11 protein-coding genes and 2 rRNA genes are annotated in these 14,588 nt (G+C 70.4%); 11 read left to right on the plus strand and 2 right to left on the minus strand.

All coding sequences use genetic code 11. The features are described 5' to 3' along the window. The first annotated feature begins 221 nt into the window (after positions 1–221). Both TK50_RS26485 and rrf read left to right on the plus strand, forming a co-directional pair. Positions 222–3,328 (plus strand): 23S ribosomal RNA (locus TK50_RS26485). An 87-nt stretch (positions 3,329–3,415) separates the two neighbouring features. Beyond that, positions 3,416–3,532: ribosomal RNA gene (rrf, locus tag TK50_RS26490) — 5S ribosomal RNA — on the plus strand. Positions 3,533–3,624: 92 nt separating this feature from the next. On the opposite strand, the gene TK50_RS35195 is transcribed toward rrf, so the two are convergent. After that, a complete protein-coding gene (locus TK50_RS35195; protein WP_241774182.1) occupies positions 3,625–5,322 on the minus strand; it encodes a hypothetical protein in 1,698 nt (565 codons plus the stop codon). Here TK50_RS35195 and TK50_RS26500 point away from each other — a divergent pair. Both TK50_RS26500 and TK50_RS26505 read left to right on the plus strand, forming a co-directional pair. Beyond that, positions 5,245–6,108, plus strand: coding sequence for a Replicase polyprotein 1ab (locus TK50_RS26500; RefSeq protein WP_241774168.1), 864 nt, complete (start codon positions 5,245–5,247; stop codon positions 6,106–6,108). The genes TK50_RS35195 and TK50_RS26500 overlap by 78 nt on opposite strands. Next, complete coding sequence (locus tag TK50_RS26505; RefSeq protein ID WP_043968079.1) at positions 6,105–7,124, plus strand: HAD-IIA family hydrolase; 1,020 nt, start codon at positions 6,105–6,107, stop codon at positions 7,122–7,124. Before TK50_RS26500 ends, TK50_RS26505 begins: the two co-directional genes overlap by 4 nt. 84 nt (positions 7,125–7,208) lie before the next feature. On the opposite strand, the gene TK50_RS26510 is transcribed toward TK50_RS26505, so the two are convergent. After that, positions 7,209–7,547: an SCP2 sterol-binding domain-containing protein gene (locus tag TK50_RS26510; protein ID WP_043968081.1), complete on the minus strand. Its 339-nt coding sequence runs from the start codon at positions 7,545–7,547 to the stop codon at positions 7,209–7,211. Positions 7,548–7,659: 112 nt separating this feature from the next. Here TK50_RS26510 and TK50_RS26515 point away from each other — a divergent pair, with 112 nt between their 5' ends. The 7 genes from TK50_RS26515 to TK50_RS26545 all read left to right on the plus strand — a co-directional run bounded on the left by TK50_RS26515 (position 7,660) and on the right by TK50_RS26545 (position 14,541). Beyond that, a complete protein-coding gene (locus tag TK50_RS26515; RefSeq protein ID WP_043968083.1) occupies positions 7,660–8,217 on the plus strand; it encodes a phasin family protein in 558 nt (185 codons plus the stop codon). 28 nt (positions 8,218–8,245) lie between these two features. Then, positions 8,246–8,494 (plus strand): hypothetical protein, encoded by a 249-nt coding sequence (locus tag TK50_RS26520; RefSeq protein ID WP_043969398.1) that lies wholly within the window; start codon positions 8,246–8,248, stop codon positions 8,492–8,494. 19 nt (positions 8,495–8,513) lie between these two features. Continuing rightward, a complete protein-coding gene (locus tag TK50_RS26525; protein ID WP_043968085.1) occupies positions 8,514–9,374 on the plus strand; it encodes a TlyA family RNA methyltransferase in 861 nt (286 codons plus the stop codon). Between the two features lie 106 nt (positions 9,375–9,480). After that, positions 9,481–10,365 (plus strand): NAD kinase, encoded by an 885-nt coding sequence (locus TK50_RS26530; RefSeq protein WP_043969399.1) that lies wholly within the window; start codon positions 9,481–9,483, stop codon positions 10,363–10,365. Positions 10,366–10,518: 153 nt separating this feature from the next. Beyond that, positions 10,519–12,276 (plus strand): DNA repair protein RecN, encoded by a 1,758-nt coding sequence (gene recN / locus TK50_RS26535; protein ID WP_043968087.1) that lies wholly within the window; start codon positions 10,519–10,521, stop codon positions 12,274–12,276. A 119-nt stretch (positions 12,277–12,395) separates the two neighbouring features. Beyond that, positions 12,396–13,574: a putative cytokinetic ring protein SteA gene (steA, locus tag TK50_RS26540; RefSeq protein ID WP_007075891.1), complete on the plus strand. Its 1,179-nt coding sequence runs from the start codon at positions 12,396–12,398 to the stop codon at positions 13,572–13,574. A gap of 28 nt (positions 13,575–13,602) precedes the next feature. Further along, positions 13,603–14,541, plus strand: coding sequence for a copper transporter (locus TK50_RS26545; RefSeq protein ID WP_043968089.1), 939 nt, complete (start codon positions 13,603–13,605; stop codon positions 14,539–14,541). Positions 14,542–14,588: the final 47 nt, after the last annotated feature.

Below are 14,588 nucleotides of genomic sequence, written 5' to 3' on the forward strand. Positions count from 1 at the left end.
GCGGCTGGGGAGAGGCGGAGAGCACCCTGTTGGGTCCTGAAGGAACAACCATGGGTTGTCTTCTTTCAGAGCCGATGTGCGTGGATGTCATGTTTGCGCGTTGGTTGCCAGGCGCGGCCTGGTCTCGCATACCGCCGGCGGTTGTCGGGTTCTGGTGTGGGGCTGTGGGTTGTGGGTTGGTTGTTTGTTGAGAATTGCACAGTGGACGCGAGCATCTTTGTGGTCAAGTTGTCAAGGGCGAACGGTGGATGCCTTGGCACCAGGAGCCGATGAAGGACGTGGGAGGCCGCGATAGGCCTGGGGGAGCTGTCAACCAAGCTGTGATCCCAGGGTGTCCGAATGGGGAAACCTGGCTGGAGTCATGTCCAGTCACCTGCACCTGAATTCATAGGGTGTGTGGGGGGAACGCGGGGAAGTGAAACATCTCAGTACCCGTAGGAAGAGAAAACAATAGTGATTCCGTGAGTAGTGGCGAGCGAAAGCGGATTGAGGCTAAACCGGTTGCGTGTGATACCTGTCAGGGGTTGCGTGGTCGGGGTTGTGGGACCCTGCTACACGAGCTGACACTCGTGTGAGGAGTGATAAAGCCAGTTGCTAGCCGAATGGTCTGGAATGGCTGACCGTAGACGGTGAGAGTCCGGTAGGTGAAAGTGGCTGGTCTTCTGTGGGTGTTCCCGAGTAGCGGCGGACTCCTGTAATCTGCCGTGAATCTGCCAGGACCACCTGGTAAGCCTAAATACTTCCTGGTGACCGATAGCGGACGAGTACCGTGAGGGAATGGTGAAAAGTACCCCGGGAGGGGAGTGAAATAGTACCTGAAACCGTTCGCCTACAATCCGTCGGAGCCTTGCGGGGTGACGGCGTGCCTTTTGAAGAATGAGCCTGCGAGTTAGTGGCATGTGGCGAGGTTAACCCGTGTGGGGGAGCCGTAGCGAAAGCGAGTCTGAATAGGGCGTTTGAGTCGCATGCTCTAGACCCGAAGCGGAGTGATCTAGCCATGGGCAGGCTGAAGCGTGGGTAAGACTACGTGGAGGGCCGAACCCACCAACGTTGAAAAGTTGGGGGATGACCTGTGGTTAGGGGTGAAAGGCCAATCAAACTCCGTGATAGCTGGTTCTCCCCGAAATGCATTTAGGTGCAGCGTCGTGTGTTTCTTGCCGGAGGTAGAGCACTGGATGGTCTAGGGGGCCCACAAGCTTACCGAAATCAGCCAAACTCCGAATGCCGGTAAGTGAGAGCGCGGCAGTGAGACTGCGGGGGATAAGCTTCGTAGTCGAGAGGGAAACAGCCCAGATCACCAGCTAAGGCCCCTAAGCGTGTGCTAAGTGGAAAAGGATGTGGGGTCGCATAGACAACCAGGAGGTTGGCTTAGAAGCAGCCACCCTTTAAAGAGTGCGTAATAGCTCACTGGTCAAGTGGTTCCGCGCCGACAATGTAGCGGGGCTCAAGCACACCGCCGAAGCTGTGGCACTCACACGATACTTTGTGCCTCCTTGATGGGGTATGCAGGTGTGTGGGTGGGTAGGGGAGCGTCGTGCCGGGGGTGAAGCAGCGGGGTGACCTAGTTGTGGACGCGGCACGAGTGAGAATGCAGGCATGAGTAGCGAAAGAAGGGTGAGAAACCCTTCCGCCGGATGACCAAGGGTTCCAGGGCCAGGCTAATCCGCCCTGGGTGAGTCGGGACCTAAGGCGAGGCCGAGAGGCGTAGTCGATGGACAACGGGTTGATATTCCCGTACCCGCGAAAGAGCGCCCGTGATGAACCTCGTTGTGCTAACCATCCGAACCATCCAAGACCTTCGGGTTGAGGGTGGGGAGCGTGGGAACCTGGCGGGTAGTAGTCAAGCGATGGGGTGACGCAGGAAGGTAGCTGATCCCGGCCGGTGGTTGTGCCGGGGTAAGCGTGTAGGCCGTGTTGTAGGCAAATCCGCAACACATGTGGCTGAGACGTGATGCCGAGCCGATTCAGGTGAAGTCAGTGATCCTATGCTGCCGAGAAAAGCCTCTAGCGAGTTCTGAGCGGCCCGTACCCCAAACCGACACAGGTGGTCAGGTAGAGAATACCGAGGCGATCGGGCGAACTGTGGTTAAGGAACTCGGCAAATTGCCCCCGTAACTTAGGGAGAAGGGGGGCCGGAGACGTGAAGCCCCTTGCGGGTGGAGCGTTGTATGGCCGCAGAGAGCAGGGGGAAGCGACTGTTTACTAAAAACACAGGTCCATGCGAAGAAGTAATTCGATGTATATGGACTGACGCCTGCCCGGTGCTGGAACGTTAAGGGGACCTGTTAGCTCTTCGGGGCGAAGCGGAGAACTTAAGCGCCAGTAAACGGCGGTGGTAACTATAACCATCCTAAGGTAGCGAAATTCCTTGTCGGGTAAGTTCCGACCTGCACGAATGGCGTAACGACTTCCCCACTGTCTCAACCACAGGCCCGGCGAAATTGCATTACGAGTAAAGATGCTCGTTACGCGCGGCAGGACGGAAAGACCCCGGGACCTTTACTATAGCTTGACATTGGTACTTGAGTTAGCTTGTGTAGGATAGGTGGGAGCCGGTGAAGTCCATACGCCAGTATGGGTGGAGGCAATCTTGAAATACCACTCTGGTTGATTCGGGTATCTAACTTCGGGCCGTTATCCGGTTCAGGGACAGTGTCTGGTGGGTAGTTTAACTGGGGCGGTTGCCTCCTAAAGGGTAACGGAGGCGCCCAAAGGTTCCCTCAGCCTGGTTGGCAATCAGGTGTTGAGTGCAAGTGCACAAGGGGGCTTGACTGTGAGACTGACAGGTCGAGCAGGGACGAAAGTCGGGACTAGTGATCCGGCACTTGCGTGTGGAAGCGGTGTCGCTCAACGGATAAAAGGTACCCCGGGGATAACAGGCTGATCTTCCCCAAGAGTCCATATCGACGGGATGGTTTGGCACCTCGATGTCGGCTCGTCGCATCCTGGGGCTGTAGCAGGTCCCAAGGGTTGGGCTGTTCGCCCATTAAAGCGGTACGCGAGCTGGGTTTAGAACGTCGTGAGACAGTTCGGTCCCTATCCGCCGTGCGCGTAGGATACTTGAGAAGGGCTGTCCCTAGTACGAGAGGACCGGGACGGACGAACCTCTGGTGTGCCAGTTGTCCCGCCAGGGGCACGGCTGGTTGGCTACGTTCGGAAGGGATAACCGCTGAAAGCATCTAAGCGGGAAGCCTGCTTCAAGATGAGGTATCCCACCCACCTTTGGTGGGGTAAGGCCCCCAGCTAGACGACTGGGTTGATAGGCCGGAGATGTAAGCTCGGTAACGGGTTGAGTTGACCGGTACTAATAGGCCGAGGACTTGACTACAAAGCTGCTACGCGTCCACTGTGCAACTCTGAACAAACAGACGCCCACCCGTGAGGGGTTGTGGGTTGTTTGATATGTTCATAGAGTTACGGCGGTCATGGCGGAGGGGAAACGCCCGGTTACATTCCGAACCCGGAAGCTAAGCCCTCCAGCGCCGATGGTACTGCACTCGGGAGGGTGTGGGAGAGTAGGACACCGCCGGACATTCTTTCCAGTCGAGGGCCGCCCCAATGTGGGTCGGCCCTCAACTGCGTAGCGTCGAGTGCGGCGCAATCAGGAAGGATGTACCTGTGAGTTCAGGACCGCAGGACGGCGACCGTCCTCGACGTTATGAAGACCGTTCCGACCGACGTGGTGGCGCGCCCCGACGGGATGACCGCCCGCCGTACCGTGATCGGGACGACCGTTCGCGCGATCAGCGCGGCGGTTACGGTGACCGCCGGGAGGGCGGTTTCCGCACCCACGACGACTCGCGGTCGACCGGCGGAGGCCGGGACGGCGGCCACCAGGGCCCGCCGCGCGGCGAGGGCCGGGACTTCCGTGGCGGGGACCGTCGTGAGGGTGGTCCGCGCGAGGGTGGTTTCCGTTCGGGTCCGCCGCGTGAGGGTGGTTTCCGCGGTGGGGACCGTCGTGAGGGCGGTTTCGGCGGTGACCGTCGTGAGGGTGGTTTCCGCCGCGACGGTGACGGCCGCCAGGGTGGCTTCCAGGGTGGGGATCGCCGTGAGGGCGGTTTCCGTTCCGGCCCGCGTGACAGTGGTTCCCGCGGTGGAGGTCGTGCTGAGGGTGGTTTCCGTTCGGGTCCGCCGCGTGAGGGTGGTTTCCGCGGTGGGGACCGTCGTGAGGGCGGTTTCGGCGGCGATCGTCGTGAGGGTGGTTTCCGTCGCGACGGCGATGCCCGCCAGGGCGGGTTCCGTGGCGGCGATCGGCGTGAGGGTGGTCCGCGCGAGGGTGGTTTCCGTTCGGGTCCGCCGCGTGAGGGTGGTTTCCGCGGTGGGGACCGTCGTGAGGGCGGTTTCGGCGGTGACCGTCGCGAGGGCGGCTTCCGCCGCGACGGCGACGGCCGCCAGGGCGGCTTCCAGGGTGGGGATCGCCGTGAGGGCGGTTTCCGTTCCGGCCCGCGTGACAGTGGTTTCCGCGGTGGGGACCGTTCCGAGGGTGGTTTCCGTCGCGACGGCGATGCCCGCCAGGGCGGGTTCCGTGGCGGCGATCGGCGTGAGGGTGGTCCGCGCGAGGGTGGTTTCCGTTCGGGTCCGCCGCGTGAGGGTGGTTTCCGCGGTGGGGACCGTCGTGAGGGCGGTTTCGGCGGCGATCGTCGCGAGGGCGGCTTCCGCCGCGACGGCGACGCCCGCCAGGGCGGCTTCCGCGGTGGGGATCGTCGTGAGGGCGGTTTCGGCGGCGGCGATCGCCGCGAAGGTGGTTTCCGCCGCGACGGCGACGCCCGCCAGGGCGGCTTCCGTGGCGGTGACCGTCGTGAGGGTGGTCCGCGCGAGGGCGGGTTCCGCCGCGACGGGGAGACCCGCGAGCGCGGCTTCCGCGGCGGCGACCGTGAGGGCACCTTCCGCAGCGGGGACCGCCGTGAGGGTGGTTTCCGCGGTGGGGACCGTCGCGAGGGTGATGCCCGTTCCGGGCCGCGCGAGGGTGGCTTCCGTTCGGGTCCGCCGCGTGAGGGCGGCTTCCGCAGCGGCGAGCGGACCGGCGGTCACGGCGACCGCCCGCGCCGGGACGACCGGCCGGGATTCGAGGACCGACGCCGGGACGGCGGCTACGGCGGCGGGGACGCGTCGCGCGACCGCCGGGACGATCGGCGTGACCGTGGCGAGCAGTCGGGGGCTGTCGCCCCGGCGCTGCCCGACGAGATCGTCGCGTCCGACCTGGACCAGGCCGTCCGCGCGGAGCTGCTGTCGCTGGCCAAGCCGGTGGCGGACACCGTCGCCCGGCACCTCGTCGCGACCGGCCAGCTGATCGACGAGGACCCGGCGGAGGCGCTGGCGCACGCGCTCGCCGCGCGTCGGCTCGCGTCGCGCATCTCGGCCGTGCGTGAGGCGGTCGGGTTGGCCGCGTACCACGCGGGGGAGTGGCAGACGGCGATCGCCGAGCTGCGCACGTACCACCGGATGACCGGCTTGCAGAGCCATCTGGCCGTGCTCGCCGACTGCGAGCGGGCGCTCGGGCGCCCGGAGCGGGCGATCGACCTGTTCCGGGGCGCCGACCGGGAGAAGCTCGACCAGGCCGTCGCGATCGAGCTGCTGATCGTCGCCGCCGGGGCCCGGGGTGACCTCGGCCAGAAGGACGCGGCCGTGGCCATGCTCCAGGTCCGCGAGCTGACCAACGACGCGGCCGAGCCGTGGGCCGCCCGGCTCCGTTACGCGTACGCCGACGCGCTGCTCGCCGTGGGCCGCCGCGAGGAGGCCCGGGAGTGGTTCTCCCGGGCGGCCGACATCGACGCCGAGGGCGAGACGGACGCCGCCGAGCGGCTGCTCGAACTCGACGGGGTGCTGATCGAGGGCGACGACGTGGACGACGAGCCGGATGCCGACCGCACCGGCGGCGCGGCCGACACTGACACCGACGAAGACGAAGACGAAGACGAAGACGAAGACGGCGAGGCCTACGAGGACGCCGACGACGAAGACGGCGAGGTCGACGAGGACGCCGACGATGTCGACGACGAGGACGGCGTGGCCCGGGCAGCTGCGGCCCGGACCGGGTCGGCGCCGGTGGAGACCGAGCGGGGCGCGGAGTCCGCGGCCTCGCCCGAGCCGGGCGCGGATCTGCGGTGACGACGGACACCGGGGACCGGCTGGTCGACGGATACTCGCTGGTCGTCTTCGACCTGGACGGGGTCATCTACCTGATCGACCGGCCGATCCCCGGCGCGGTCGAGGCGGTGGGGCGGCTGCACGCCGAGGGGCGGGCGGTCGCGTACGCCACGAACAACGCGTCGCGGCGGGCCAGCGAGGTCGCCGACCTGCTCACCGGAATGGGTGTGCCCGCCGCAGCGGAGGAGGTGCTCACCTCCGCGGGCGCCTCCGCCGAGCTGCTGGCGGAGCGGCTGCCCGCCGGCTCGCCGGTCCTGGTGGTGGGGGCGGAGGCGCTGCGCGCCGAGATCACCGCCGCCGGGCTGCGCCCGGTGTCCCGCGTCGACGAGTCCCCCGTCGCCGTCGTGCAGGGGTACGGCCCGCAGGTCGGCTGGGCGGACCTGGCCGAGGCGTCCCTGGCCGTGCGGGCCGGGGCGCAGTGGATCGCCACGAACACCGACCGGACCCTGCCCAGCGGGCGGGGACCGCTGCCGGGCAACGGGTCGCTGGTGGCCGTGCTGCGGACCGCGCTGGACCGTGAGCCCGACGTGGTCGTGGGCAAGCCCGAGCCGGCGCTGTTCGCCACCGCTGCCCGTCGGGCGGGGCAGGGGCGCACCCTCGTGGTGGGCGACCGGCTCGACACCGACATCGAGGGCGCCCGGCGGGCCGGCCTGGACAGCCTGCTCGTGCTGACCGGCGTCAGCGACGTACCCGAACTGCTGGCCGCCCCGGCGGCGCGCCGGCCGACGTACGTCTCGGTCGACCTCGCCGGGCTGTTCGACCCGGCGGCGGTGGTCCGGGTGCCGGGTGCCGCCGAGACGGGCGGTTGGTCGGTGCGCGCGACCGACGGCGGCTTGGAGCTGGCCGGCGCCGGCCGGCCGCTGGACGCCCTGGCCGCGCTCTGTGCCGTCGCGTGGACGACCGGCACGGGCGCGCGGGTACGGGCGGCTGCGCCGGAGGCCGAGGCCGCCCTGGCTGCCCTCGGCCTGGCCGACTGACCCACCGAGCGACGGGCGCAGCCCGCGCCGCCGACCCCGGTCGTTCCGGGTCCGGTGGCGCGGGCTGCGCCCGTCCCGGGGCCGTCAGAGCAGCTTGCGGAGCTTCATCAGGTCGAACGGGTTCGCCTTGATCGACACCCGGCGGGACGCGATCGCCTTGGTCACGTCGAGCTGGCCGCGCACGAGGGCGAGCAGGTCGTCGCTGCTGGTGCTCAGTGCGATCTTCGCCTTGGGGTCGTCGCCGTCGGTCAGGTCGAGCAGCCGTCCGTCGGTGAGCCGGCCGTGGAAGGCGGTGTCCAGGTCGGTCACCCGGCAGGCCAGGGTGCGGTCCAGGTCGACCCGCTCCCGCACGGCGTCGGCGTTGCGGTCCAGCCGGGCGGCCAGATCCTGCAACGCCTGCCGGCACTCGTCCACGCTGGCCACTTTGTCTCCTCACGCACGCCACGTCCGTTTCCCGGCACCGTACCGCAATGGGCGTCCCACGGCGCCCGGTAGCGTGAGACCCGCAACCCCCACCCCGCGGAAGGACTCAGGCATGCAGGACGCGTGGCGCGCCTACCTCGGACTGGCCATGGGCCTGACGGAGGCGCCCCGGAAGAAGGCACAGGACGTGGTGCGTCGGGTCGTCGGCTCCGGCGAGGCGACGGCGACCCAACTCCAGGCCCTCGCCGAGGAGCTGGTCTCGACCGGCGCGGCCAACCGGGAGGCGCTGACGAAGCTGGTGCGCTTCGAGGTCGACCGCGCGCTCGGCGCGGTCGGGTTGGCCACCGCCGACGAGGTGGCCGAGCTGACCCGTCGGGTGCACGAGCTGGAACGCCAGCTGCGGGAGGCCCGGACCGGCCCCGCCGAACCCGCCCCGCAGTCAGCCGCCCCGCAGGCGTCGGCCCCCAAGTCGCCCGGGGCGGAGCCGTCCGGGTCGCCTGCCCCCGTGGCGAAGAAGGCGGTCGCGAAGAAAGCGGTCGCGAAGAAGGCTGTCGCGAAGAAGGCGCCCGCCACGGTGAGCCGCACGGAGTCGGAGGCAGGGGCGGCGGAGCCGGCCCGCCCGGCGAAGAAGGCGCCGGCCCGCAAGCAGCAGCCGGGCGGTGCGGCGTGAGGGTGCCCGTGCCGGGTCGGGGCCGGCGGTGAGTGGGCCGTTCCGGCCGGGTCCACCGCCCGGCGGTCGGCCCGCGCCGCCGCCGGGGCCCCGGCCGGGTCCGCCACCTCGCCCGGTGACCGACGCCGACGACGGCGACGCCCGGCACCCGGCCGTGGACGCCGCGGTGCAGGCGATGGCGAACGCCGCGTCGCTGTCCCCGGCCGACCAGATCCCGCAGTACGAGGCCGCGTACCAGACGCTGCGGGAAACCCTCGCCACCATCGACCAGGCCTGACCGACCGGAGATCCACCCCATGGCACGTCGCAACCGGCTCGACGCCGAACTCGTCCGTCGCGGTCTGGCCCGGTCCCGCGAGCAGGCCGCCGCGCTGGTCGAGGCCGGCCGGGTCCAGCTGCGCGGGGTGCCGGCCCGCAAGGCCGCCGCGCTGGTCGACCCCGCCGATCCGCTGCTGGTCACCGGTGCCGACCCCACCTCGGAGTACGTCTCCCGGGGCGGCCACAAGCTGGCCGGGGCGCTGGCCGCGTTCACCCCGGACGGGCTGCGGGTGGCGGGCCGGCGCTGCCTCGACGCCGGCGCGTCGACCGGCGGCTTCACCGACGTCCTGCTGCGCGCCGACGCGGCCGAGGTCGTCGCCGTGGACGTCGGGTACGGGCAGCTCGCGTGGGCGCTGCGCACCGACGACCGGGTACGGGTGTTCGAGCGGACCAACGTCCGCACGCTGACGCCGGAGGCGATCGGCGGGGAGGTCGACCTGACGGTGGCGGACCTGTCGTTCATCTCGCTGCGGTTGGTGCTGCCGGCGCTGGCCGCCTGCACCCGGGCCGACGGCGACCTGGCGTTGATGGTGAAGCCCCAGTTCGAGGTCGGCAGGGAACGCGTCGGCGCGGGCGGGGTCGTGCGCGATCCGGCGCTGCGCGCCGAGGCGGTCCTGGACGTGTCGGCGGCGGCGGCCCAGCTAGGCCTGGGGCTCGCGGGCGTGACCGCCAGCCCGCTGCCGGGGCCCAGCGGCAACGTCGAGTTCTTCGTATGGTTACGCCGGGGCGCGCCGGCGGCCGACCCGGAGCGGGTGCGGGCCGTCGTGGCGGCCGGCCCGCAGGGCGCGAGCCCGTCCGGTGACGTGCCGGACGCGGCCCCGGAGGAGGTGGCAGGGTGAGCGCGAGGAGTGAGCTTGCGAGCCCCGCAGTCGCGAACGGAGGCGGCGGGGTGAGCGCGAGGAGTGAGCTTGCGAGCCCCGCAGTCGCGAACGGAAGGTGGATCCGTTGAGTCGTACCGCGCTGCTGGTGACGCACACCGGCCGGCGTCGCAGCACGGAGCATGCCCGGGCGGTCGCGGCGGACCTGATCGCCGCGGGGTTCGAGGTGCGGGTGGTGGCCGAGGAGGCCGACGACCTGGACCTGCCGGGCGTGGTGCCGGTGACGGGGCCGGAGGCCGCCGAGGGGGCCGAGATCGTCTTCGCCCTGGGCGGGGACGGCACGTTCCTGCGCGCGGCGGAGCTGGCCCGGCCGGCGAAGGTGCCGCTGCTCGGCATCAACCTGGGCAAGGTCGGCTTCCTCGCCGAGGCGGAGATCGACGACCTGGACGTGGCGGTGCGCGACGTGGTGGACCGCAACTACACGGTGGACGAGCGGCTCACCCTCGACGTGACGGCGCAGTTCGACGGTGGCCCGACGATCGAGTCCTGGGCGCTCAACGAGATCAGCGTCGAGAAGGGCGAGCGGGCCCAGATGCTGGAGCTGCTGGTCGACGTGGACGGCCGACCGCTGTCGCGGTACGGCTGCGACGGCGTGGTCTGCGCGACCCCCACGGGCTCGACGGCGTACGCGTTCTCGGGCGGCGGGCCGGTGGTCTGGCCGGAGGTGGAGGCGCTGCTGCTGGTCCCGATCAGCGCGCACGCGCTGTTCAGCCGGCCGTTGGTGACCGCGCCCACGTCGACGTTCTCGATCACGGTGGACCCGTTCACCACCCTCGCGGTGTTGTGCTGCGACGGCCGGCGCGTCTACGACCTGCCGCCGGGGGCGCAGGTGACGGTGCGGCGGGGCGCGCTGCCGGTGCGGGTGGTGCGGCTGCGGGCCCGGTCGTTCACCGACCGCCTGGTGGCGAAGTTCGGGTTGCCGGTGCACGGCTGGCGGGGCAACCGCAGGTGAGCGACGTCTCCGGGGCGGCCCGGCGGCGCGGGTCGACCGCTGGTCGGCCGGGGTGCCGGCGGAGGTGACGGGGGCGGCCGCCGGCGGGCGGTCACCGCGTCCCGGCCGTGCCGGCTGGTCAACTGTCGGGGCCCGCGTCTACTGTCGGGTGCTGTGCTGGAAGAGCTGCGCATCACCGGACTGGGCGTCATCGAGGACACCACGCTGCCGTTGGCCGGCGGGATGAACGTCATCACCGGCGAGACCGGTGCGGGCAAGACGATGGTGGTGACCGGCCTCGGCCTGCTCTTCGGCGGCCGGGCCGACGCGGGCCGGGTGCGGGCCCAGCCGGGCCGGGCGGTGGTCGAGGGGCGGCTGCGGCTCGGTGGCCGGGTGGCCGCCGCCGTGCACGCCCGGGTCACCGACGCCGGTGGGGAGCCTGACGACGACGGCTCGCTGCTGTTGAGCCGCACGGTCACCGTGGAGGGTCGCTCGCGGGCGCACCTGGGCGGGCGCGGGATGCCGGTGGCGATGCTCGGCGAGGTCGGCGAGCAGGTGGTGGCGGTGCACGGTCAGTCCGACCAGCTGCGCCTGCTGCGGCCGGCCGAGCAGCGGGCCGCGCTGGACCGGTTCGCCGGCCCGGAGCACGAGAAGCTCCTCGACGCGCTGCGGGAGGCGTACGCCCGGTGGCGGGCGGTGGTCGACGACCTGGCCGACCGGCGGCGCAACGCCCGGGCGCGCCATCAGGAGGCGGACCTGCTCCGGCTGGGGCTCGACGAGATCAGCCGGGTGGATCCGCAGCCGGGCGAGGACGACGAGTTGCGGGCCGAGGCGCAGCGCCTGGAGCACGCGGAGGGGCTGCGTACGGCGGCGCAGACGGCGCACCAGTGCGTCGCGGGCGGCACCGAGCCGACCGACGAGACGCCGGACGCCACGGCGCTGCTGGGGCTGGCCCGGCGCACCCTGGAGGCCCAGGCGGGCACCGATCCGGCACTGGGTGACCTGGCGGCCCGGTTGGAGGAGGCGGCGACGCTGGTCGCGGACGTGTCGGCGGAGCTGTCGACGTATCTGGCGGCGTTGGACGCGGACCCGGCCCGGTTGCAGGTCGTCTACGAGCGGCGGGCGGCGCTGCGGGCGCTGACCCGTAAGTACGCCGACGACGTCGACGGGGTGGTGGCGTGGGCGGAGCGGGCGCGGACGCGGCTGTCCGATCTGGACACCTCCGACGACGTGCTGGACGAGCTGGACCGGGAGGCCGCCCGGCTGGCCGGTGAGGTGGCCGAGCTGGCGGGGCGGGTGTCGGCGTCCCGGCAGGAGGCGGCGTCCCGGTTCGCCGAGCAGGTGACGGTCGAGCTGGCCGGGTTGGCGATGCCGCACGCCCGCATCGAGGTGGCGGTGCTGCCCCGGCCGGCGGGCAGGTCGGAGCCGAGCCTGGCGGTCAACGGCGTGGAGGTGGGCGTCGGCCCGGACGGCGGCGACGAGGTGGAGTTGCGGCTGCTGGCGCACCCGGGGGCCCCGTCGCTGCCGTTGCAGCGGGGCGCGTCCGGCGGTGAGCTGTCCCGGGTGATGCTCGCCATCGAGGTGGTGTTCGCGGGCTCGGGTGGCCCGCCGACGCTGGTCTTCGACGAGGTCGACGCGGGCGTGGGCGGCCAGGCGGCGGTGGAGATCGGCCGGCGGTTGGCCCGGCTGGCCCGCAGCCACCAGGTGCTGGTGGTCACCCACCTGCCGCAGGTGGCGGCGTTCGCCGACCGGCACCTGGTGGTGGCGAAGGACACGGGTGGCGCGGTGACCACCAGCGGGGTGCGGGTGGTGGAGGACACCGAGCGGGCCCGGGAGCTGGCCCGGATGCTGGCGGGTTTGCCGGATTCGGATCTGGGTATCGCTCACGCCGAGGAGCTGTTGGCCGTGGCGGCGCGCGAAAGGCGGCCGTGACGGCGGGTATTGTGAGCGCGCGCACACCGTGGCGCGCTCCGGTGTGCTTCCCTGGGTAGGCGGCCCTGCTCAGGCATGTCGCGACAGAAAAGCCTGCCTCACATGCCAGGATGGTCACGATGCGTCTACCCACGTTGCGCCGGACCCGTAACACCGAGCCGGACACAGTCCTCGGCACCGCGCGCCTCGACCGCCGGACGAAGCGCCTGGTCGGCCGGCTGCGTCCGGGCGACATCGCGGTCATCGACCACGTCGACCTGGACCGGGTGGCGGCCGATTCGCTGGTGGCGGTCGGTGTCGCCGCCGTCCTCAACGCGAAGCCGTCGGTCTCCGGCCGTTATCCGAACCTCGGGCCGGAGGTGCTGGTGACCGCCGGCATCCCGCTCCTCGACGACCTGGGCGAGGGGATCTTCGAGCGGGTCCGGGAGGGCGACACCGTCCGGATCGAGGGCAACACGGTGTTCGTCGGCGGCGAGCCGGTCGCGCACGGCGCGTTGCAGGACGCCGAGTCGGTGGCGAAGGCGATGGCCGACGCCCGCGAGGGGCTGTCGGTGCAGTTGGAGGCGTTCGCCGCCAACACGATGGACTATCTCAAGCAGGAGCGTGACCTGCTCCTCGACGGCGTGGGCGTGCCGGAGATCCAGACCCAGATCCAGGGTCGGCACTGCCTGATCGTGGTCCGTGGCTACGACTACAAGGCCGACTTGGACGTGCTGCGGCCGTACATCCGGGAGTTCAAGCCGGTGCTGATCGGCGTGGACGGCGGGGCGGACGCGCTGGTCGAGGCCGGCTACACCCCTGACATGATCATCGGTGACATGGACTCGGTGACCGACGACGTGCTGCGCTGCGGCGCCGAGGTGATCGTGCACGCCTACCCCGACGGCCGGGCCCCGGGGCTGCCCCGGGTCACCGGGCTGGGCGTCGAGGCGATCACCTTCCCGGCGGCGGCCACCAGCGAGGACCTGGCGATGCTGCTGGCCGACGAGAAGGGCGCCTCGCTGCTGGTGGCGGTGGGCACGCACGCCACCCTGGTCGAGTTCCTGGACAAGGGCCGGGGCGGGATGGCCTCGACGTTCCTCACCCGGCTCAAGGTCGGCGGGAAGCTGGTGGACGCCAAGGGCGTCAGCCGGCTCTACCGGCAGAGCATCTCCGGTTCGTCGCTGCTGCTGCTGGTCCTGTCGGCGGTGGCGGCGATGGCCTCGGCCGTCGCGGTCTCCACCGTCGGCAAGGCGTACCTGGGCGTGGTCAGTGAATGGTGGAACAATTTCGTGTTCCAGCTCGGCCAGCTCTTCTAGCTCCCCGACCGATCAAGAGGCTGCAAGCGTGATCAACTTCCGCTACCACGTGGTGTCCCTGACCGCGGTCTTCCTGGCGCTGGCCATCGGCCTGGTCGTCGGCACGGCCGCCCTCAACGGCCCGGTCGCCGACTCGCTCAAGGAGCGGGTCAACGGGCTGAGCAAGGACAACCAGCAGATGCGCCAGGCGGTCAACAACATGCAGAAGGAGATCGAGCTGGAGGAGCAGTTCGCCGCCGAGATCGCCCAGGTCGTCCTGCCGGGCAAGCTCACCGGGCGCCGCGTGCTGCTGCTCACCCTGCCCAGCGGGCGCGAGCACACCGAGGGCGTGCTCAAGATGCTCCAGCTCGGCGGCGCCCAGGTCACCGGCCGGGTCGACCTGCAGGACAAGTTCATCAACCCGGACAACAACAACAACCTGATGGAGCTGGCCGTGACCGCCGCCCGGCCGAGCGCCCCCGCCTCGGGGCTGCCCGGCAACGGGCACGGGGTGGAGACGTCCAGCGCCCTGCTGGCCAGCGTGCTGCTGGACCGCGCCGACGGCGCGTCCCCGGCCACCGAGGCCGACCGCCGGGCGGTGCTGGCGTCGTACAGCAACGCCGGTTACCTGACGACCGACGAGAAGGTGACCGGGCCCGCCGAAGCGGTGGTGCTGGTCAGCGGCCAGCCGTACGTGGACAAGGACTCCGCCAAGAAGGACGAGTCGGTGGTCAAGGTCGCCGAGCAGTTCGACCGGACGGGGGCGATCGTGGTGGCCGGCAACGGCTCGGCCGGCGGCAACGTCGTCGCGGTCGTCCGGGGCGACCCGGTGCTGTCGCAGACCATCTCCACCGTCGACGACGCCAACACCACCCAGGGGCAGCTGGTCACCACGCTCGCCCTGGTGCAGCAGCTCGTGGAGAAGAAGGCGGGCCAGTACGGCGTGGGCGACAACGCGTCCGCGCTGCTGCCTAGACTGCCCCAGTGAGCGAACGACGTACCCGGGTGTCCGATCCTTCCCGCCGTGCGTGCGGC

This window comes from Micromonospora haikouensis (assembly GCF_000876225.1).
In the GTDB taxonomy this organism is placed as follows: Bacteria; Actinomycetota; Actinomycetes; order Mycobacteriales; family Micromonosporaceae; genus Micromonospora; species Micromonospora haikouensis.